The following is a 22,647-nucleotide window of genomic DNA, read 5'->3' on the forward strand; positions in this document are numbered from 1 at the left end:
CTTTGTGTATGATTAACTTAGTTTTGTCGTTTGTTTTAAGAATAAATACCCAAGCGTTGCCGAAACCGTTGAACCGAGTAAGATTCCTAAACGAGAAAGCGTATTGACACTTTCTCCCGCATTAGCATCAAACGCAAGGCTTGCTAAGAACATTGACATCGTAAAACCGATACCACATAAAATCGCAACCGCAAAAATTTGTTTAAAATTGATTCCATCCGGTAATTTAGCTAATCCCAATTTAACAGAAATATAACTAAATCCGAAAACGCCGACTGGTTTACCTATAATTAAACCGCACGCGATAGCCAATAATAATGGCGATGAAATCATGCTCACATCAATACCGTCAAAACTAACGCCTGCATTGGCAAATGCAAAGAGCGGTAAAATAACGAAGGATGACCAAGGCGCTAGAATGTGCTCAAAATCGTGTAATGGTCGTTCACCTTTTTTACCCTTTAATGGAATGCAAAAACCAATAATCACGCCAGCCAAAGTCGCATGAACACCAGATTTTAAAACAGATGCCCATAAAATTGCCCCAACCACCATATAGGCACAAAGCGCACTAACTCTAAAGCGGTTTAATAAAACCAAAGTCAAAATAGATATACCTGAGAAAATTAAAGCCTGCACACTTAATTCATGAGAGAAGAACAGCGCAATTACAACAATCGCGCCTAAGTCATCAATAATAGCGAGTGCGAGTAAAAAAATCTTGAGAGGCAATGGCACTTGCTTACTCAATAATGCCATGATGCCAAGCGCAAAAGCGATATCAGTCGCCATAGGAATAGCCCAGCCGTTTGCAAGGCTAGGATCCTGTTTTGCAATAAACCAATAAACTAACGCGGGCACGATCATTCCACCCACTGCAGCAATGGCAGGGAAAATAGCTTGTTGGTAGGAAGAAAGTGCGCCTTCAAATAATTCTTTTTTAACTTCCATTCCCACTAACACAAAAAACACCGCCATAAAACCATCGTTAATCCAGTGGATTAAGGTTTTATTAATAGAGAAACTACCAATTTGCAAACTGACTGGCAAATTCAAGAAATCATTATATTGACTGCTTAATGGCGAATTAGCCAGCAACATCGCTACTGCAGCAGAAAAAAGCAACAAAATACCACCAGCGGATTCTAATTTTAAAAAGCGTTGAATCAGTTGTACCACGCAAACTCCTTCCAAAAATAAATAACAAAAAATTAACAAAGGCTGAATCCTAGCATATTTTTGCCCTCAAAGGGAAAAGTGCGGTCGATTTTGCAGGGATTTTTATCGAATTGTCGATAACATTCTTCATATTGTGACGAAATTCACATTTTTAGTTTTACAGAATAGGGATTTTCTACACTTTGTAGTAGAATGCAGGCCTTTTTATTTTTAGAGTCAAAAAATTATGTTTTCACGTAAAGATATTATCGTTTTAGGAATGATGATCTTCGCCTTATTTTTAGGTGCAGGTAACATCATTTTTCCGCCAATGGAAGGCTTCACTGCTGGACAGCATTGGGCAGGCGCATCATTCGGTTTTGTATTAACTGGCGTTTTAATGCCTTTTATTACACTTGTTATTGTATCTATTTTAGGTCGTGGTGAAGAACTCACGAAAGATTTACCTAAATGGGCGGGCACAGGTTTTCTTGTTATACTTTATCTAACCATTGGTTCCACTTTTGCAATGCCACGTATCACGAATGTTGCTTACGAAATGGCGTGGTTACCTTTAGGCTTAGTGGAAGATAATGCGAGTGTTCGTTTCCTCTTTTCACTCATTTTTAACTTAATCGCGATGGGCTTTATGATTCGCCCAAATACCATTATTTCAAGTGTTGGTAAATTCATGACACCGGCATTGCTTGTGTTATTAGTTGCTGTAGCCGTCACTGTATTTATTTCACCTTTATCTGAAATTCAAGCGCCAAGTAAAGCGTATGAAAATGGCCATTCTTTATTAATCGGCTTAACCAGTGGTTATCAAACCATGGACGTACTCGCTGCTATTGCTTTCGGTGGAATCGTCGCTCGCGCACTTGCAACAAAAAATGTAACTCAACCTAAAGACATCGTTAAATACACTATCTCAGCAGGATTTGTTTCAGTCATCTTACTTGCGGGTTTATATTTTTCGCTTTTCTATCTAGGCGCGACTAGTGCTGCAGTTGCAGAAGGTGCAACTAATGGCGGACAAATTTTCTCTCGTTATGTAAATGTCTTATTCGGTTCTGCTGGCACTTGGATTATGGCAGGTATTATTATATTAGCGAGCTTAACAACCCTTGTTGGTGTAACGAGTGCTGCTGCTGACTATTTTTCAAAATTCTCTGTGCGTTTTTCTTATCCGTTTTGGGCCGCACTTTTTACCGCGATGACAATCACCGTTTCACAATATGGTTTAACGGATCTACTTCGTATAACGATCCCAGCTTTGTTATTAATTTATCCGGTAGCGATTGTGCTTGTATTATTGCAATTCTTACGCAAAAAACTTCCATCAATAAAATTTACATACAACAGCACATTAATCGTAACTGTTTGTTTTAGTTTATGTGACAGCTTAAATAACGTTAAAATGTTACCAGAAAGCATTAATTCATTATTGGAGCACTTCCCTCTTTCATCTGAAGGTATGGCTTGGTTGGTTCCGACTTTAGTGATGTTAGTTGCAAGCATTTTAATTGGAAAAGCATTGCGTAAAACCCATTCTTAATATCACAAGGTGTTTTATTTATCCTTCAACACTCTCAATGGTTGCATATCACTGTTGCCTACAATCACTCGACTCGAATCGGAACGTAGGCAAGTGCCGCCATAATGCCCTCCAACAGTAAAAGTACAGATTTGCAAATATTGATCTTCCACTTGTGGTAAGCACCAAAGCTGTTGATAAATACTATCTTGCTGACCAAACTGTCCATCGGTTGTGTCTAGCATGGAATTATTTTCACCAATCAATTTAACATTATCACCTCGGCGACCTGCAATTGGTTTTTGTGCATAGCCGTTTTGGATTAAGTTTGGTGTGAGATGAAAACTTGCCTCTAACAAATAACGATGGTTAGGAAATAAAGACCAAAGCACAGGCAAAATCGCCTTATTGCTTGGAATTGCCGTCCAAAGCGGTTCATAAACCAACACTTCAGGGCGAAGTAGTACGTCAATTAACCGCACTTTATCTTCAGGATAACCTGTGCGAATAGGCGGAGCGACTTCCATTCCAGTTGCATCTTCACGAAGTTGTTCCAGCATGGTTTCCCACGCCCAGGTTTTCCAAACGGTTTGAACTTGGTTATTTTCACCATCAATCAAGCGACCACGATTATCCCAATGTAAGCCTTCAGTTCCGTGAATAATTTTGGCTTGAAATCCCGCCTGCACTAATGCCTGTTGCATAAACATGGCATGATAATCTTCTTCATCATCATGATCTTGCAGAATATGAACTAATTTTGAGGCTTGACTATGTTGCCAACAATCAGCTAACGCATTACGCAAGCCATCGGACGGATTTTCCCCCAATACGCCACCAGCTTGTTTTGCCCAACGATTCATTATATCGCCTGCCTCAGCATGGCAAGAGGCTGAATCTGCATTATATTCATAGACTTTCAAACCTCGTTCACTCATACAGAAATCTAAACGACCAGTAATCGTCTGATAACGGCGATTTTGCCAAGAAAGTCTTAAGCGTGGCCAAAGGAGCTTCGGAATATTGAAATACTGCAACAGGTTATCATCTTTGAGTACTTTGTCTGTTGCATGCAAATACATTAAATGAAGTTCATTCGTAGCGTGAATTAATTCTTGTTGAGCACTTTCAGACATAGCAAAATAGCGATATTGATCAGAATGACTCACTTTATGTCCACTCATTGCCTTAATATAGGCCGCATCAAATGGTTCATTTTCATTTAACCATTTCTCACTAAATTGACCGTGATTATCGACATGATGGGCTTGTAACCGAAGTGCGGTTGATTTTGGAAAAGGTTGGGGTTCTGAAAATTCAGAATCGTTTGTTTGAATCATCCAACCAAGAATTTTAGTATCATCAAAAGTATCTTGTAGAAAATAACCTTGTTCTGAAACAATCATCGGCAATTCACGCGTCCATTGCTGACCACTCGGCAAGCGGGAATGAATCACATTTTGCTCGGCAATTCGAATTCTATCAGCCAATACCTCAGTGATAATTGCCACATGCCCCGTGTGTTTAAACTCTCCCCCTTCTTGCCAAATTAATAAGGAACCAGCTTGAGGTTTACGTTTGCAACCATTAGCAAATGCCTGCAAAGGCAACAAGGTATCGTTCACTACTTGGCGTAAAAAACGTAAAGAAAAGATCTCGTACGCCATACCGACATCGGCAAACACAACGCCATGATTGAGATATAAATAACGACGTGCAAATTCCACACACTGCCATTTATAGCCCATATATTCTCGCCCTAGATAACTGCGAAATGCAGCATCATTCGGGAACTCTTTATCATCTGCAGTATTATAATCTGAGGAATAAATTGCCACGCCACCAGGTGCATATCCAAGCAAGCTACCAAAAGGATCGTGGGTAATGATATTGGCTGAACGTTCTGTCATCGTATCTTCCGAGTAAAAAATGAATGTAGCTAGTATAGATCTTTTATTTTCATTACGACAATCAATAAAAATTTTACCGCACTTTTTTCCTACCAAATTTTTGATTTATCTCATCTTTTCATCAAAACATTCTTTACCATTTAACTTCTTGGATTAAAATGAACGTGCTTTTCGAGTATTCGAGAGTACACAATTTAGTTTAACTTTAGATATCACAAGGGTTTCATTATGAAAGGATCAAAATGGCCTGTGGTTGCAGGTGCTGCACTAGGTATCATCGCTCCACTACTTACTTATAGCGGAAATCCCGGCAACATGGGATTCTGCGCAGCCTGTTTCTTACGCGATACAGCTGGCTCCATTGGCTTACATCAAGCCGCTCCACTTCAATATATTCGCCCCGAACTCATCGGATTAATTTTCGGTGCATTAGTGAGTGCGTTATTTGCGAAAGAATTTCGTGCTCGTGGTGGCTCATCGCCATTCATTCGCTTAATTTTAGGGGCATTTGCCATGATTGGTGCTCTAACTTTCTTAGGTTGTCCATGGCGCGCATATTTGCGTCTAGGCGGCGGCGATTTATCTGCGATTGCTGGTATTGTCGGTTTATTTGTCGGCGTACTAGGTGGAATTTTCTTTAGCAATCGAGGATTTTCGCTCGGCAAAGCAAAAGAACAAGCTCCTGTTACTGGCTGGATTTCTGTCATTATTGCGGGCTTATTACTTATTGGCGTTATCACCCAATTTAGTTTTGGCGAAGGCTTACCGCTTTATTTCTCACAAAAAGGCCCTGGCACACAACATGCATTTTGGGCGTTATCTTTAGCAGGCGGGTTAATCATAGGTGTATTAATGCAAAAATCACGTTTCTGCTCAATTGGCGCATTCCGCAATTTCATTCTATTCCGTGATTCTTCATTATTGAATGGTGTCATCGCTTTAGTGGTATTTGCTGCCATTACCAATGCTTTACTTGGTCAATTCCATTTAGGGTTTGAACAACAACCTGGTGCACATAATCAATATCTTTGGAACTTCCTCGGTATGGCACTGTGCGGCTTATGCTTCGCCCTTGGCGGTGGTTGCCCAGGCAAACATTTAGTTCACCTTGGTGAAGGTGATAATGACTCCGCTATTTTTGTGCTTGGTATGCTTTTAGGTGCAGCCGCGGCGCATCGTTTAAGCCTTGCAGCTTCAGGCTCTGGCATTGGTGAATTTACGCCATACGCTTTAGTGCTTGGATTTATATTCTGCGCCTATATTGGCTTTACCAAAAAATCGGCTTAATTCACTTTCTATCTGCACTCATCACGAGTGCAGATTTTATCCTTCCCCAAAAGGTTAACTATATCTATCCATTTGAATATCTATAATATTTGAATAAATAGATAAATAAAAAAGGGCGTACATCACGCCCTTACTCACTTAGTTTAAAGATTATTTTCTTAATGCTTTTTTCAATTCAGCCAATTCTTTTTGCATTGCCAACATTTCTTGTCGTAACTGCAAAACTTCCGCAGAATTGACCGCACTTTGTGTTGAAACCGCAGGTTTTGATTTTTTACCGAATTTCCAAGAAACACCTGCACCAATGATTTTTTCTGAGCCTGAAAAACTACCTGCTACATTGAGTAGTACGTTTTCAGCAGGTTTAAACACCGCACCCATTGCCATCGCCTGTGCATTTTTATAGCTTCCCACACCCAAAGACAACGCAAATTTATCATCTTCGCCCAATTGCGCTGGTTTTAATGAAGCCAACGCCGCAGCACTTGCACCAACGCGGCTAATACGTAAATCTGTTCGATTTAAACGCGTATTTACGTGAGTGAATTGATTATCAATTTGTCCAAGTTTAGTTTCTGTACCATCTAAACGATTATTAACTTGTGTAAAGTTATTATTAACTTGAGTAAATTGGTTATCAATTTGACCCAGTTTATTATCTGTATTATCTAAACGGTTATTGACTTGAGTGAATTTATTATCAACTTGTGTAAATTTACTATCAACCTGCGTAAGTTGGTTATCAATTTGACCCAGTTTATTGTCTGTATTATCTAAACGGTTATTGACTTGTGTAAATTTATTATCAACTTGTGTAAATTGATTATTCACTTGACCAATTTTAGCTTCTACTGCATTTAACTGACGAACATTTACTGCATCATAATCTTCTGTACCATCAGCGACATTGACGATTTGGCGACGATAGTTCGCTTTTTTACTTCCCACTGAAACGGTGTTGGCACGGTCGGCAATAGAATAATTACCTAAAGCAACCGATTTTTCTTTTTCTGCTGTGCTATTTGCACCTAATGCCAATGAATCTTTTTCGTTGGCTTCAGCAAAATGCCCGAATGCAGAGGCATTCTCTTTTGTTGCCTTTGAATTAAAGCCAATGACTGTACTGTATTTACCTAATGCACTACTTTGCGCACCGTATGCGCTAGCACCTGTTGCCCCTGTAGTGCTGAACGCACCGAATGAATTGGCGAGTAGTCCGTGCGATGAAGCTTTATAACCAAATGCTTGGCTACCGTAAGTTGCACCATAACTGTTAATTACAGCTTCTTCCTTTTGAGAGGTTCCAATAACATTTATTACATTACCACTACTGTCGGTAACAACTTGCTTAGACGTGCCATTGATTGGCGTTGTTTTATTTTCAGGCAATTTAGACACTGTAGCACTTTCACCAAATGCTGCTGTACTCTCCCCATCTGCAACACTTGCCTTATAACCCATAGCAATAGATCTATTGGCTTTAGATAATGCTTTTGTTTCAAAGCCGATGACAATATTATCATATGTGTCTTTATCTTTTGTTTCTGCTTTATAACCGATAGCAATACCATGCCCCCCTTCACTTACTACGGCTGAACTATCCCCAAGTGCAATTGAGTTAAAACCTTGAGCAATAGAATCCTTACCAATCGCAATATTATTTTGACTTTTAACTTTTCCATTACCGGTAATGACCTGACCGCCTTGGAAGCTATAGGTTTTATCCTGACCGCTCACACTAGGAACAGTAGCCGCAAAAGACTGAACAGAATAAAAAGAAGTGGAAATAAGTAGACTAATTAAAGAAAGGCGAGTTAGACTATTTTGCTTGCTTGCTTGCTTGCTTGCTTGCTTGCTTGCTTGCTTGCTTGCTTGCTTGCTTGCTTGCTTGCTTGCTTGCTTGCTTGCTTGCTTGCTTGCTTGCTTGCTTGCTTGCTTGCTTAATGATTTTCATTGTTTTGCTCCTTTGTCAAGAAAATAATTGAGGCAGTCATTCTAACAGAAAATAAAAAGAAAGACATTGTTTTATATGTACGTTAAAAATTCATTGGTTTTGCCGATAAATAAACCTATACCCCATCTTGCATTATCCCCCTTACAGTGTCAAACTCTCCGCACTTTTTAAAACTGTAAAAAATAATGACAAAAAAACGTAAAAACTTAATCAACCAAGATCCAAATTACCAACAAGAATTGGAAAAATACGGCAATCCAATACCTAGCCGTGAATTTATTTTAAGCGTTATTCGAGACAATAATGCACCAATGAATCGGGATGAAATTTTGACCGCACTTTCCATTCAAAATGAAGATCAAATAGAAGCGATGCGTCGCCGATTACGCGCGATGGAAAATGATGGGCAATTAGTGTTCACCAAACGTAAACGCTATGCCTTACCAGAAAAATTAGATTTATTTAAAGGTACGGTAATTGGTCATCGCGAGGGTTTTGGTTTTTTACAGGTCGATGGCAAAAAAGATGATTTATTCATTCCAAACCATCAAATGCAAAGAGTCATACATGGAGATTTTGTCTTAGCGCAACCTGCTGGATTAGATCGTCGTGGTCGCCGTGAAGTGCGAATTGTACGCGTATTAGAAAGTCGTAAAAAACAAATTGTGGGTCGCTTTTTCTTAGAAAACGGTTTTAGCTATGTGGTGCCTGATGACAGCAGAATTGGTCGTGATATTCTCGTGCCAAATGAACATCGTAATGGCGCACGAATGGGGCAAGTTGTGGTTGTCGAATTGCAAGAACGCTCTGCTAGTTTTAACCAGCCAATTGGCGTAATCACTGAAATTCTAGGCGATAATATGGCGAAAGGAATGGAAGTGGAAATCGCCTTGCGTAACCACGATATTCCCCATAAGTTTCCAAGTGCGGTGGAAAAATACGTAAAAAAATTCACTGAAGAAATCCCAGAAGAAGCCAAAAAAGGCCGTGTGGATTTACGCAATTTGCCACTTGTGACTATTGATGGCGAAGATGCGCGGGATTTTGACGATGCCGTTTATTGTGAAAAACATGGCAAAGGCTGGAAACTTTGGGTAGCGATTGCGGATGTCAGTTATTACGTATGTTTACGTTCCGCTTTGGATGTAGAAGCGCATAATCGTGGTAACTCGGTCTATTTCCCGAACCGAGTTGTACCAATGCTCCCTGAAATTTTATCCAACGGCTTATGCTCTCTTAACCCACAAGTAGATCGCTTGTGTATGGTGTGTGAGATGAAAATTTCTGCCAGAGGTAAGCTCACAGATTATCGTTTTTATGAAGCAGTGATGAATTCTCACGCCCGACTTACTTATACCAAAGTAGCAAAAATGCTTGAAGGCGATGAAGAATTACGCACTCGTTATCAAGGACTTGTTCCACATTTAGAAGAATTGCATCATCTCTATCAAGCATTACTCAACGCCCGAAAACAACGTGGTGCCATTGATTTTGAAACCATTGAAACTAAGTTTATTTTCAATGCAATGGGGCGAATTGAACGCATTGAACCCGTTGTTCGTAACGATGCTCACAAAATCATTGAGGAATGTATGATTCTTGCGAATATCGCAGCAGCCAATTTTATGGAAAAACATAAAGAGCCTGCGTTATATCGTATTCATGCAATCCCGAGCGAAGAAAAATTAACATCGTTCCGCACTTTCTTAAGTGAGTTTGGTTTAACTTTAGAAGGTGGCTTAAAACCAACCACAAAAGACTATGCTGCACTCTTAGAAAAAGTTAAAGAAAGACCAGATCATGAACTTATTCAAACAATGTTGCTCCGTTCATTAAGTCAAGCTGTCTATCACGCTGATAATATTGGGCATTTTGGATTGGCTTTGGAAGAGTATGCTCACTTTACTTCGCCAATTCGCCGTTATCCAGACTTAACACTTCATCGAGGTATCAAATATTTGCTTGCTAAAGAACAAGGCGTAAAACGTAAAACAACGGATACTGGCGGTTATCATTACTCTTTTGATGAAATGGATTTACTTGGCAATCATTGTTCAATGACGGAACGCCGCGCTGACGACGCCACTCGTGAAGTGGCAGATTGGCTGAAATGCGAATATATGCAAGATCATGTTGGCGGTGAATTTAACGGTGTTATTTCATCTGTGACGGGATTTGGTTTATTTGTACGCTTAGATGATTTATTCATCGATGGTTTAGTCCATATTTCCACCTTAGAAAACGATTATTACCAATTCGATGTAGCAAAACAGCGTTTAATTGGCGAAAATAGCGGAATGCAATATCGCTTAGGCGATAAAGTTCGCATCAAAGTTGAAGCTGTACATTTAGAAAATAAAATGGTCGATTTCTCTCTGATGGGGAGTGAACGTAAGCCTCGTCGAGCAGGAAAAACCACGAAAGAAAAAGCTAAGAAAGCCTTTAAAAAACTACCGTCTAAAGCCTCCAAAAAACGAAAAAGTGCGGTAAAAAAGAAAGACGTTTCGAAGAAAACATCTAGAAAACGAAAATAATTCACTTCCCATTGTAAGAATGAATTAAAAATTCAAATAAGAAAAAGAGAAATTTATGTCAGAACAAATCTACGGCATTCATGCTGTTAATAGTATTTTAACCCATTCGCCAGAACGTTTAATTGAAGTCTTCGTACTTAAAGGACGTGAAGATAAACGTCTACAGCCACTCTTAAATGAGCTTTATTCCCTAGGAATTGGTGTGCAATTCGTTAATCGACAAACACTTGATAAAAAAGCCGATGGTGAAGTTCATCAGGGGGTCATTGCTCGAGTACAAGCGGCAAAAGAACTTAATGAAAATGATCTTGATGAAATTCTTTCGAATAAACAAAATCCGCTTTTATTAGTTTTAGATGGCGTGACTGACCCGCACAACTTGGGAGCATGTTTGCGAACAGCTGATGCAGCAGGCGCAGTGGCCGTGATCGTACCAAAAGATAAATCGGCACAATTAACATCTATCGCGCGTAAAGTGGCTTGTGGCGCAGCAGAAACCGTGCCGTTAATTCGTGTAACCAATCTTTCTCGCACACTACGCGATTTACAACAAAACCATAATATTTGGGTGGTTGGCACTGCTGGCGAAGCCACTGAAACCATTTATCAAAGCAAACTGACAGGTCCACTAGCACTTGTTATGGGAGCTGAAGGCGAAGGGATGCGTCGTTTAACACGTGAACATTGCGATCAACTGATTAGCATTCCAATGGCTGGTTCAGTTTCATCATTAAATGTATCTGTCGCAACAGGGGTATGTTTATTTGAAATTGCACGTCAGCGTTTAGGTTCATAAGAAAAGTGCGGTAAATTTACCGCACTTTTTTAACACCTATTGTCTCGCTTGAACTTCTGCGTTGGCATAATCAATGGTAACAACCTTACCAGGTAATAACGCACCAGATAGAATTTGTTGTGCCAAGCTGTTTTCAATTTCTTGTTGAATAGCACGTTTCAATGGACGTGCACCATAAATTGGGTCGTATCCCACTTCGCCAATGAAGTCTAATAAAGCATCGGTAAACACCAATTCGTATCCACGAGTTTCCATACGTTTTGCTAAGCGTTCTAATTGGATACTTGCAATCGCACGGATATTTTCTTTACCAAGTGGATGGAATACCACGGTTTCGTCAATACGATTGATAAATTCTGGGCGGAAATGTTGGCTTACCACTGACATCACTAAGGCTTTCATTTCGCTATAGCTTTCGTCTTTATTACCTTGGATTAAATCAGAACCTAAGTTAGAGGTCATAATTACCACAGTGTTACGGAAGTCTACAGTACGACCTTGCCCGTCAGTTAAACGACCATCATCCAATACTTGTAATAAGATATTGAATATGTCTGCATGTGCTTTTTCCACTTCATCGAGCAAAATCACTGAATAAGGACGACGACGAACAGCTTCAGTTAAGTAACCACCTTCTTCATAGCCTACATAGCCTGGAGGAGCTCCGACTAAGCGAGAGACACTGTGTTTTTCCATAAACTCTGACATATCAATACGTACCATCGCATCTTCACTATCAAACAAGAATTTCGCCAAAGTTTTGCAAAGCTCAGTTTTACCTACACCTGTCGGCCCTAGGAACAAGAAAGAACCAATTGGGCGATTAGGATCGGAAAGACCAGCACGGCTACGACGAATCGCGTTTGCTACTGCATCAACCGCTTCTTCTTGGCCAATCACTCGTTTATGTAGTTCATCTTCCATGCGCAAGAGTTTTTCTTTCTCGCCTTCCATCATTTTTGATACTGGGATGCCTGTGGCTTTAGAAAGCACTTCTGCGATTTCTTCATCCGTGACACGATAGCGTAAAAGCGTCATTTCTTTTCCTTCGCTGGTTTCAGCTTGCTCGAGTTGCTTTTCAAGCGCAGGGATGCGGCCATATTGCAACTCTGACATTTTCGCCAAATCCCCCGCACGGCGAGCTTGTTCTAGTTCGGTTTTTGCAGTATCTAATTCTTGTTTAATATGTTGAGAACCAGAAAGCGTGGCTTTTTCAGATTTCCACACTTCTTCAAGTTCGGCATATTCACGTTCTTTTTCAGCTAATTCTTTCTCTAACATTTCTAAACGTTTGCGACTTGCTTCGTCTTCTTCTTTTTGTAACGCCTGCTGTTCCAATTTTAATTGGATAATACGACGTTCAAGACGATCAAGCGGTTCAGGTTTAGAATCTATTTCCATACGAATGCTAGACGCCGCTTCATCGATCAAATCAATCGCTTTATCTGGTAACTGACGATCAGAAATATAACGATGTGAAAGCGTTGCTGCTGCTACGATTGCTGGGTCAGTAATATCTACATGGTGATGGATCTCATAGCGTTCTTTCAAACCACGTAAGATCGCAATAGTATCTTCTACACTTGGTTCGTCCACAAAGACTTTTTGGAAACGACGCTCAAGTGCGGCATCTTTTTCGATATATTGACGATATTCGTCTAACGTTGTTGCACCCACACAATGTAATTCACCGCGCGCTAAACTTGGTTTTAATAAGTTACCCGCATCCATCGCACCATCGGTTTTACCCGCGCCGACCATAGTATGAATTTCATCAATAAAGAGGATAATGCGACCTTCTTCTTTTGATAACTCATTTAAAACAGCTTTTAAACGTTCTTCAAATTCACCACGATATTTCGCACCAGCAATCAGTGCGCCCATATCTAATGAAAGTACGCGTTTATTTTTCAAACCTTCTGGCACTTCACCATTTACAATGCGTTGTGCCAAGCCTTCCACGATAGCGGTTTTACCTACACCAGGCTCACCAATTAACACTGGGTTATTTTTGGTACGACGTTGTAATACTTGAATGGCTCGACGAATTTCTTCATCACGTCCAATTACAGGATCAAGTTTGCCACTTTCTGCACGAGCAGTTAAATCAATCGTATATTTTTCTAATGCTTGTCTGCTTTCTTCTGCATTTTGATCGTTCACCTTTTGTCCCCCTCTAATTTGCTGGATGGCTTGCGAAATTTGTTCTTTTTTCGCACCGCACTTTTTCAAAATATCGCTGATCGTTCCTCGTTCTTCTAAAGCTGCAAGCAAAAATAATTCGCTCGAAATAAATTTATCTTGGTTTTGTTGTGCAAATTTATCGCATAGATTGAGTAAATTAATGAGCTGGCGTGAAAATTGCACATCACCACCATTGCCAATCACTTGTGGCAATTTATTTAGTTCAGTCTTTAACTCATTACGTAATAAAGTCACATTTACGCCACTTGCAGTTAAAATTGGTGCAATGGAGCCGCCCTGTTGATTTAAAAGTGCGGTCAATAAATGTACGGGTTCAATAAATTGATTGTCTTTTCCGATAGCAAGTGATTGTGCTTCGCTTAACGCTTCTTGGAATTTTGTTGTAAATTTTTCAATGTTCATACACTTTCCTTAATTTGGTTTTGGCTTTCGCCGTTTGCCCAAATTAAGTAAGATCGTTTGAAAGGATTTCAAGAGAAAAAATGAAATATTTTTGATTTTATCTATCAATAAAAATCTGATGATAGGTTTCAGCCCACCAAAATATCGAATAGTGGGACATCCCAATGCTCAGTGGGAAGATTTTCTACTTTCTGACATTGATGCGCTAAACCTACTGGAATAAAAGATTTATCTTGCCAATTCTGCAACGTGCGATCATAAAATCCACCGCCCATGCCAAGGCGATTTCCCTGTTTATCAAAAGCCACTAACGGCGTAAATAAAATATCCAGTTCATTTAATGGCAAGATATTTTGAACATTCAGCTTAGGCTCCCAAATACCAAACTGATTTTGTTTCATTGGCGTATCAGGCAAATAGCGTAAGAACAATAAATGATGTTTAGTAAAAGGATGTAAAACAGGCAAATACATATTTTTGTTTTGCGCCCAAAGGGATTGGATTAAGGCTTTCGTAGAAATTTCGCCATCAAAAGAAAAATATAATGCAATATTTTTGGCTTGTCGTTGATCGATAAGATTTAACGCCTGTTCAGTCACTGATTGTTCAGCTTTTTTCTGTTGAAGTGCGGTTAAATTTGCGCGTATTTTTCGAATTTCAGCGCGGATTTGCTGGCGTTTTTGAGTATTCATAGAAATGAAAGGAGAAGATAGGACCCAGAGTGCCGCTGCGGGCAGTAGTCCTTGAACCCGACGGTTCAAGGAAATCAGTTGATACCGTTTTCAGGTTTCTTAGCCCAATGAACGAGTCAAAGGTTAAGCCTACACACCAACGATAGGAAACCAATTTATAAGATTTAAAGTATCGGCTCAGGGACATAGCCTACTGACGAACACTCCAGGTAATTCTTATAGGTTTATACTAGCCCAAATTCTCAGTATTGACTAGCATTTATTTATCAATTTTAACGAGTTGCTTATAAAACGGCAAAAGAGTGTGATAACACAAATTAGTTTTAGGTATTTCTCGATATTCGGAAGGGCTATCTAAAAGACATAGCGGTGATTTTTTTAATTACTGAACCGAATTAACTGTGTCTTCTAGTTTAAAAATCTCAGCTCAATTCCACCGCACTTTCCAATTTAATATTGTTCTTTATTGACACGGATATTTTCTAACGAATGGTCTAATTGCTGGATACCCGTTCTCAATACCTCTTCAATTTTAGCCGCTTTATTTTTTTCTTGGCTTAATTCAAAACTCAAATTGAGCGCCACTATCGAAAGCACACGATCAAGCTGAATAAGGCCTGTCTTTTCTTTCATTTCGGAAACCAATATATCTAGATTACGCGCAGCTTGGCGCAGTAATTCTTCTTGTTCAACGGGCACGTTTAAACGCAAGACCTGACCCAAAACTAAAATTTCGACCAATTTTAACGACATTTGATTTCCTTAAATTAAATATTTGAGTGGCTGATATTATGCCATAGCAAAAAACGTTCGTCACAAATTTTACATTGAATCCGCCGTTCGCTCATCACCATAAATTACGCTATAATGCCCGCATTTTTCAGTTTAAAACGAGATTTTTATGGCCCAAATTGCAACAAATCCGCTTGTGCTAGTGGATGGTTCTTCTTATTTATATCGTGCATTTCATGCCTTTCCTCCTTTAACTAATGCTGCAGGTGAGCCAACAGGTGCGATGTATGGCGTTTTAAATATGTTAAAAAGCCTCATCTCACAAGTGCAGCCCACTCATATAGCTGTTGTTTTTGATGCAAAAGGGAAAACATTTCGTGATGAAATGTTTGAACAATATAAATCTCATCGACCGCCAATGCCTGATGATTTACGCAAACAAATTCAGCCTTTGCACGATATGATTCGTGCACTGGGGATTCCGCTTTTAGTAGTGGAAGGTGTTGAGGCAGATGATGTGATCGGCACGCTCGCACTACAAGCATCTCGTTTGGGTAAAAAAGTGCTCATTAGTACGGGCGATAAAGATATGGCACAGTTAGTTGATGACAATATTATGCTCATCAACACCATGAATAATAGCTTATTGGATCGAGAGGGTGTGATTGAAAAATACGGTATTCCACCTGAACTCATCATTGATTATCTAGCGCTCATGGGCGATAGTGCAGATAACATTCCCGGCGTTGCTGGCGTGGGCGAAAAAACTGCGCTTGGTTTACTACAAGGCATCGGAAGTATGGCTGAAATTTATGCCAATCTAGAAAAAGTAGCAGAATTGCCAATTCGTGGTGCGAAAAAACTAGGTGAAAAATTATTGGCTGAAAAAACTAATGCCGATCTTTCTTATACATTGGCAACCATCAAAACAGATGTTGAACTTAACGTGACAACAGATCAATTGTTGCTTGGAGAAAGTCAAAATGATCAACTCATCGAATATTTTGCTCGCTACGAATTTAAACGCTGGCTTAATGAAGTAATGAATGGCTCAGATTCTATTACTCAAACCACTGAACAGCCTGTGAAAATGAACCAGTATCAAGCGACATCACCAGCTCAAAATTCGGTGGGAAATAGTGCGGTGGAAAATGCGCCTAAAATTCAAATCGATCGTACAAAATATGAAACCTTGCTCACTCAAACGGATTTAACGCGCTGGATTGAAAAACTCAATGCTGAAAAACTCATTGCAGTCGATACCGAAACCGACAGTCTTGATTATATGTCTGCGAATTTAGTAGGTATCTCTTTTGCTCTTGAAAATGGCGAAGCCGCTTATTTGCCATTGCAATTAGATTATTTGGATGCACCAAAAACACTCGAAAAATCGACCGCACTTGCGGCTATCAAACCAATTTTAGAAAATCCTGACATTCACAAAATTGGACAAAATATTAAATTTGATGAAAGTATTTTTGCCCGTCATGGCATTGAATTACAAGGTGTTGAATTTGATACAATGTTGCTTTCTTATATGCTAAATAGTACGGGTCGTCATAATATGGACGATTTAGCTAAACGTTATTTAGGGCATGAGACTATCGCATTTGAAAGCATTGCAGGAAAAGGGAAAGGCCAGCTTACGTTTAATCAAATCCCCTTAGAACAAGCCACTGAATACGCAGCAGAAGATGCGGATGTGACAATGAAATTACAACAAGCACTGTGGTTGAAACTGCAAGAAGAACCAACACTTGTTGAATTGTATGAAACAATGGAATTACCATTACTTCATGTGCTTTCTCGCATGGAACGTACGGGGGTTTTGATTGATAGTGATGCCCTCTTTATGCAATCTAACGAAATTGCCACAAGATTAACCGCACTTGAAGAACAAGCTTACGCATTAGCGGGGCAGCCATTTAATTTAGCCTCCACCAAACAATTACAAGAAATTTTGTTCGATAAACTTGGGCTACCAGTTTTACAAAAAACTCCCAAAGGTGCGCCATCAACGAATGAAGAAGTATTGGAAGAATTAGCCTATAGCCACGAATTACCAAAAATTTTGGTCGAACATCGTGGCTTGAGTAAACTCAAATCCACTTATACGGATAAACTGCCTCAAATGGTCAATTCACAAACGGGGCGAGTGCATACCTCTTATCATCAAGCGGTCACGGCGACAGGGCGTTTATCATCAAGCGATCCCAACCTACAAAATATTCCAATTCGGAATGAAGAAGGTCGTCGTATTCGACAAGCATTTATCGCGCGTGAAGGTTATTCGATTGTCGCCGCTGACTATTCTCAAATTGAGTTACGTATTATGGCGCACCTATCAGGCGATCAAGGCTTAATTAATGCGTTCTCGCAAGGCAAGGATATCCATCGCTCTACGGCAGCTGAAATCTTCGGTGTATCATTAGATGAAGTCACCAGTGAGCAACGTCGCAATGCTAAAGCGATTAATTTCGGCTTAATTTATGGAATGTCCGCCTTTGGACTTTCACGCCAACTTGGTATTTCCCGTCCAGATGCACAAAAATACATGGATTTATATTTCCAACGCTACCCTGGCGTACAGCAATTTATGACCGATATCCGTGAAAAAGCGAAAGCACAAGGCTATGTGGAAACGCTATTTGGTCGCCGTTTATATTTACCTGATATTAATTCTAGCAATGCAATGCGTCGTAAAGGGGCTGAACGTGTAGCGATAAATGCACCGATGCAAGGCACTGCTGCGGATATTATTAAACGAGCGATGATTAAACTTGATGAAGTAATCCGTCACGATCCAAATATTGAAATGATTATGCAAGTACATGATGAATTAGTGTTTGAAGTGCGGTCAGAAAAAGTCGCGTTTTTCCGTGAGCAAATTAAACAACACATGGAAGCCGCTGCGAAATTAGTTGTTCCGTTGATTGTGGAAGTGGGTGTTGGACAAAATTGGGATGAAGCGCACTAAGGAATTTAATCATGAATAAAGTTATTAAAAGTCGCCACTTTACGGCAGAACGTGCTTGGGGAGCCCTCGATATTACCAATATGAATGGTATTTCGGTGCGTCTGCACTGGACAGATAAACCTTACAAATGGCATATCAATGACGGTGAAGAAGTCTTTGCTGTCATGGATGGTACGGTGGAAATGCGCTACAAAGAAGATGGTCAAGAGAAAGCCGTATTGCTCCATACGGGTGATATTTTTTATGCGGGTATCGGTACCGAACATGTTGCTCATCCACAAGGTGAAGCGCGTATATTAGTCATAGAGAAAGAAGACAGTATTTAACAAATTAAAAAGAATTTTATGAATCAAGAAAGACTTAACGAAATTGAAAAACCATTACTCCACATCGTTAAACATGATGTTGTGCCAGCCCTAGGCTGTACTGAACCCATTTCTCTTGCGCTCGCATCTGCTACAGCGGCTAAATATTTAGGCAAAACACCTGAACGTATTGAAGCCAAGGTGTCGCCAAACTTAATGAAAAATGGATTGGGCGTTGCAGTACCGGGAACGGGCATGGTGGGATTACCCATTGCTGCGGCAATTGGCGCATTAGGCGGTAATCCAGATGGCGGTTTAGAAGTATTAAAACATATTACGCCAGAGCAAGTTATTGCCGCTAAATCTATGCTTGAACAAAAATTAGTGAGTGTAGATATTCATCAAACCGAGCATATTTTATATTCAGAATCAACATTGTTTGCCGATAATGATTACGTGAAAGTAGTCATTCAAGATCAGCATACCAATGTTATTTTGATCGAAAAAAATGGTGAAATCATTTTTCAGAAAGTGGAAGATGAATGTACTAATTGCGATCCTTATGAGGTTTTTAAACAAATTAGTGCACGCGAGATTTTTGGATTTTCCAATGCGGTTGAATTAGAAAAAATTCGTTTTATTAGCCAAGCTGCAGAGCTTAATCGAGCACTTTCAGATGAAGGTTTACGAGAAAATTATGGCTTGCATATTGGCCGCACATTGAGAAAACAAGTGGGTAGCGGTTTAATTTCTGATGATTTGTTAAGCAAAATTATGATTGAAACCACCGCCGCATCAGATGCAAGAATGGGCGGAGCAACTTTGCCAGCGATGAGCAATTCTGGTTCGGGCAATCAAGGGATCGCTGCAACGATGCCCGTTGTCGTCGTTGCAGATTATCTCAAGGTGAGTGAAGAAAAACGAATCCGCGCACTTTTCTTATCACATTTAATGGCCATTTATATTCATAGTAAATTACCAAAACTCTCCGCACTTTGCGCTGTGACTACGGCATCAATGGGAAGCTGTGCTGGTATTGCTTATTTACTCACAGGCAAATTTGAAACAGCCAGTATGGGCATTTGCAGTATGATTGGCGATATTAGTGGCATCATCTGTGATGGTGCCGCCAATAGCTGTGCAATGAAAGTCTCCACCAGCGTTGCTTCAGGCTATAAATCGGTACTTATGGCAATGGATGAAACCCACGTTACTGGTAATGAAGGTATTGTTGAACACGATCTTGATCGAACCATTGATAATCTCTGCGCTATTGCATCAAAAAGTATGCAACATATCGACAGACAGGTTATTGAAATCATGGTGAGTAAACCTTGTCCTTAATGAAAATAAAGTGCGGTGAAAAAATAAAGAAATTTCAATTTCACTCAAATTTATCGTAAACAAAAGGGTTGAGTATAAATTTACACTCAACCCTTTATCTTCATTAAGAGACGATATTATTTATCGCTTTCTTTTTCGTGTGGATTGCCTTTGACACCAATATGAGAAATTTCCCCATTAGCATCAATCAAATAAGCTTGGCCAAAACCTCTTACAAAACGACCTGTTCCAAATGTAAGTTCAACTAAATCAAAATCAGTAAATTCACGAATTGTTTTAATTCCGCCTACATCATTCATAGTTTCTGCTAATTTATCTAAGACTTTTTCAACAATTGGATCTTCACGAGGAATAAAACGTGCACTTGCTTTATAACGTAAGCGAGTACGCACAATAATTGATTTAGCTTTGCTTTCATCTTCTAAAAACATCACTTCTACTTGATTAGGATTACGTTTTAAATTGTCATAATGCTCTGCAATGGCACTGATATAAATATAATATTTTCCATCAAGCGAAATAATTGGCGCATAAGATGCCATCGGTAAGCCATCTTTATCTAAAGTGGCAAGCACACAGCTTTTAAATTCTTGACGAAATTCATCAATTTTAGCTTTGATACGATCGTAATTTGCAACTGGTTTATTTTCTACACAAAGATTGATGATCGCTTGTTTAATTGAACCTTCGTCAGCTTGTTGCGGAAATTCTACGCGTAATGTTTTGTCGCCATTATATTTAAAATCTAAACCACCAAAATCTACATTAACTAATGTCACATCCGTGATTTCATTTACGCCCCCAAATTTTTTACAAAGGGCAGCCATATCATCTTGGTGATGATCATTCATGTGAGTGATAATTCTATTGAAATCCATTTTTGTTCCTTATATTTACAATTAATCTCATTATTCTACGGATTCTCTTCCGTGAGGAATAATGTTGAGTATTATACTCAAGTAAAATATATTTAACAAAAAAATAACATTTAAAGAATAAAAAACAGAACTACTTTAACATATGCTGGCTGAAACAGCTGCGTTGTAAGGGTTGCCCTTGGCTTAAAGTGTGAGAGTTCCAACACACAGCCGCGCGGAGGCGGCTGCTTCCCATCTGACAAGCAATTTCCTGCACACCGAATACCCGAGTAAACTCCGCCGCTATTCCACCCAACATTGACCGAATGACTTTGCAAGGTTTGCCAATATTCGTAATGTCAACAACGTTTACATTGATACATTTTGAGGCTAAATCATTCAAATTTTGAATAATATGATACTAATGACGCCCACCAAAAGGTGGTTTTGCAAACCAAATCACAATAAACAATCCTAAAAATCCCATAGCTGATAACCAAAATATTTCATTTGCGCCAATAATAAATCCTTGCGATGTTATTTGTTGAGCAATGTAAGCTGAAATTTGGGTATCACTTAAACCAAATTGATTCATTTGATGGTAAAAACTTTGGGAAATTGGGTTATAAGGATTAATGTGTTCTGTTAATTGAGTATGATGAACAGCTTCACGGTTATACCACATAAATGTGGTTAAAGATGTCCCTACAGAACCCGCTAAAGTTCTCAAGAAGTTAAATAAGCTAGAGGCTGAAGCCATTTTATGCGCAGGTAAACCAGACAAGGTTATCGTGGTAAGAGGCATAAAGAAACAGGCTACCGCTAAACCTTGCACTAATTGTGGTAAAGCCACATCAGCAAAAGTCATTGATGGCTCGAAAGTCACCGCTCGCCAATAAAATGTTATTGCATATACAATAAAACTTATCGTCACTAAAATTCGCATATCGATCTTATAGCCGAAACGCCCAATAATCGGTGAAAGCAAAATTGGGAATAATCCAACTGGGGAAGCCGCAAGCCCAGCCCACGTCGCGGTGTAATGGAAGACTTGTTGTAGCAAGAGCGGAATTAATACCACAGAACCTAAATAAATCAAAAAGGCTAAACTGGTACATAAACACCCTACGCTAAAATTACGAGAATGGAAAAGCGAAATATCTACTACAGGATTATCATCTGTCAATTCCCAAATAACCAAAGCAATCAGACAAACAACAGCAACAACAGCTAATATAATGATTTCATTAGAATTAAACCAATCTTGCTCACGCCCCTGATCAAGCATTAATTGCAAACATCCCACGCCTAAGACAAGTAAAACTAAACCGACTTTATCAATAGGTTGATGAACAATTTCACTTTCTCTGCTACCCAAAATCTTCCAACTGATTAGCACAACTAGTAAACCAATCGGAACATTGATAAAGAAAATCCATCCCCAGTGGATATTATCACTAATCCATCCGCCTAAAATTGGGCCAAAAATAGGCGCTACCACAATGGTCATCGACCAAAAGGCTAAAGCCATTCCTCGTTTTTCGGGTGGATAATTATTTAATAATAAACTTTGCGAAAGAGGGATCACGGGGCCTGCGACAGCACCTTGAATGACGCGAAAAATAATTAATGCCTCAAGACTATCTGCAATCCCACAAAGCCAAGAAGAGACAACGAATAAAAAAGTTGAGACTAAAAATAACCGCACTTCGCCAAAACGTTTTGCTAACCAACCTGTTATTGGAATAGAAATCGCGTTTGCCACACCAAAAGAAGTGATTACCCACGTACCTTGACTAAAAGATGCGCCAAGATCGCCCGCAATAGTAGGAATTGCCACATTTGCAATGGTAGAATCTAATACTTGCATAAAGGTGGCAAGAGATAAAGCCAGCGTCAATAAAATCAGGGCGCCACCTTGAATAGGCGGGAATTTTTTTGCGGAACTGTCCATAAC

Annotated in this window: 16 protein-coding genes and 1 other RNA gene; 7 read left to right on the forward strand and 10 right to left on the reverse strand. The window is 39.5% G+C overall.

The annotated features are described in order from the left end of the window. Positions 1-12: 12 nt before the first annotated feature. Positions 13-1,179, reverse strand: coding sequence for a Na+/H+ antiporter NhaA (nhaA, locus tag GG9_RS02585; protein ID WP_005632112.1), 1,167 nt, complete (start codon positions 1,177-1,179; stop codon positions 13-15). Between the two features lie 226 nt (positions 1,180-1,405). Here nhaA and brnQ point away from each other — a divergent pair, with 226 nt between their 5' ends. Continuing rightward, complete coding sequence (gene brnQ / locus GG9_RS02580; RefSeq protein WP_005632113.1) at positions 1,406-2,716, forward strand: branched-chain amino acid transport system II carrier protein; 1,311 nt, start codon at positions 1,406-1,408, stop codon at positions 2,714-2,716. A gap of 14 nt (positions 2,717-2,730) precedes the next feature. Here the strand turns inward: brnQ and gss are convergent, their stop codons facing one another. Continuing rightward, positions 2,731-4,605: a bifunctional glutathionylspermidine amidase/synthase gene (gene gss / locus GG9_RS02575; RefSeq protein ID WP_005632116.1), complete on the reverse strand. Its 1,875-nt coding sequence runs from the start codon at positions 4,603-4,605 to the stop codon at positions 2,731-2,733. Between the two features lie 228 nt (positions 4,606-4,833). On the opposite strand from gss, the gene yedE reads away from it, so the two are divergent. Continuing rightward, the gene (yedE, locus tag GG9_RS02570; RefSeq protein ID WP_005632118.1) at positions 4,834-5,892 is read left to right on the forward strand and encodes a YedE family putative selenium transporter; all 1,059 of its coding nucleotides are present in this window, start codon (positions 4,834-4,836) and stop codon (positions 5,890-5,892) included. 150 nt (positions 5,893-6,042) lie between these two features. Here the strand turns inward: yedE and GG9_RS09720 are convergent, their stop codons facing one another. Both GG9_RS09720 and GG9_RS09745 read right to left on the reverse strand, forming a co-directional pair. Next, positions 6,043-7,629, reverse strand: coding sequence for a YadA-like family protein (locus tag GG9_RS09720; RefSeq protein ID WP_005632119.1), 1,587 nt, complete (start codon positions 7,627-7,629; stop codon positions 6,043-6,045). An 82-nt stretch (positions 7,630-7,711) separates the two neighbouring features. Further along, positions 7,712-7,846 (reverse strand): hypothetical protein, encoded by a 135-nt coding sequence (locus tag GG9_RS09745; protein WP_272941226.1) that lies wholly within the window; start codon positions 7,844-7,846, stop codon positions 7,712-7,714. Between the two features lie 185 nt (positions 7,847-8,031). On the opposite strand from GG9_RS09745, the gene rnr reads away from it, so the two are divergent. Continuing rightward, positions 8,032-10,380, forward strand: coding sequence for a ribonuclease R (rnr, locus tag GG9_RS02565; RefSeq protein WP_005632120.1), 2,349 nt, complete (start codon positions 8,032-8,034; stop codon positions 10,378-10,380). A gap of 55 nt (positions 10,381-10,435) precedes the next feature. Continuing rightward, positions 10,436-11,176 carry a 23S rRNA (guanosine(2251)-2'-O)-methyltransferase RlmB gene (gene rlmB, locus GG9_RS02560; RefSeq protein ID WP_005632121.1) on the forward strand — a complete coding sequence of 247 codons (741 nt, stop codon included), beginning with the start codon at positions 10,436-10,438 and terminating at the stop codon, positions 11,174-11,176. Between the two features lie 36 nt (positions 11,177-11,212). Here the strand turns inward: rlmB and clpB are convergent, their stop codons facing one another. From clpB to GG9_RS02545, 4 genes are all read right to left on the reverse strand, one after another. Continuing rightward, the gene (clpB, locus tag GG9_RS02555) at positions 11,213-13,783 is read right to left on the reverse strand and encodes an ATP-dependent chaperone ClpB (RefSeq protein ID WP_005632122.1); all 2,571 of its coding nucleotides are present in this window, start codon (positions 13,781-13,783) and stop codon (positions 11,213-11,215) included. A 128-nt stretch (positions 13,784-13,911) separates the two neighbouring features. Next, the gene (locus GG9_RS02550; protein ID WP_005632124.1) at positions 13,912-14,475 is read right to left on the reverse strand and encodes a 5-formyltetrahydrofolate cyclo-ligase; all 564 of its coding nucleotides are present in this window, start codon (positions 14,473-14,475) and stop codon (positions 13,912-13,914) included. Between the two features lie 17 nt (positions 14,476-14,492). Next, a non-coding RNA gene (gene ssrS / locus GG9_RS09355) (6S RNA) lies at positions 14,493-14,690 on the reverse strand. 235 nt (positions 14,691-14,925) lie between these two features. After that, positions 14,926-15,228 (reverse strand): cell division protein ZapA, encoded by a 303-nt coding sequence (locus tag GG9_RS02545; RefSeq protein ID WP_005632126.1) that lies wholly within the window; start codon positions 15,226-15,228, stop codon positions 14,926-14,928. Between the two features lie 148 nt (positions 15,229-15,376). On the opposite strand from GG9_RS02545, the gene polA reads away from it, so the two are divergent. The 3 genes from polA to GG9_RS02530 are packed head-to-tail and all read left to right on the forward strand — an operon-like array spanning position 15,377 to position 19,833. Continuing rightward, positions 15,377-18,184: a DNA polymerase I gene (gene polA, locus GG9_RS02540; protein ID WP_005632127.1), complete on the forward strand. Its 2,808-nt coding sequence runs from the start codon at positions 15,377-15,379 to the stop codon at positions 18,182-18,184. Between the two features lie 11 nt (positions 18,185-18,195). Beyond that, on the forward strand, positions 18,196-18,510 hold the full coding sequence (locus GG9_RS02535; protein ID WP_005632128.1) for a cupin domain-containing protein: 315 nt from the start codon (positions 18,196-18,198) through the stop codon (positions 18,508-18,510). A gap of 18 nt (positions 18,511-18,528) precedes the next feature. Beyond that, entirely contained in the window at positions 18,529-19,833 is a 1,305-nt protein-coding gene (locus tag GG9_RS02530) for an L-cysteine desulfidase family protein (protein ID WP_005632129.1), read from the forward strand. A gap of 116 nt (positions 19,834-19,949) precedes the next feature. On the opposite strand, the gene GG9_RS02525 is transcribed toward GG9_RS02530, so the two are convergent. After that, positions 19,950-20,711, reverse strand: coding sequence for a HugZ family heme oxygenase (locus GG9_RS02525; protein ID WP_005632130.1), 762 nt, complete (start codon positions 20,709-20,711; stop codon positions 19,950-19,952). A gap of 400 nt (positions 20,712-21,111) precedes the next feature. Further along, positions 21,112-22,644 carry a DHA2 family efflux MFS transporter permease subunit gene (locus tag GG9_RS02520; protein WP_005632131.1) on the reverse strand — a complete coding sequence of 511 codons (1,533 nt, stop codon included), beginning with the start codon at positions 22,642-22,644 and terminating at the stop codon, positions 21,112-21,114. Positions 22,645-22,647 lie beyond the last annotated feature (3 nt).

The organism is Haemophilus haemolyticus M19501 (genome assembly GCF_000222025.1).
Classification (GTDB): Bacteria; Pseudomonadota; Gammaproteobacteria; order Enterobacterales; family Pasteurellaceae; genus Haemophilus; species Haemophilus haemolyticus_G.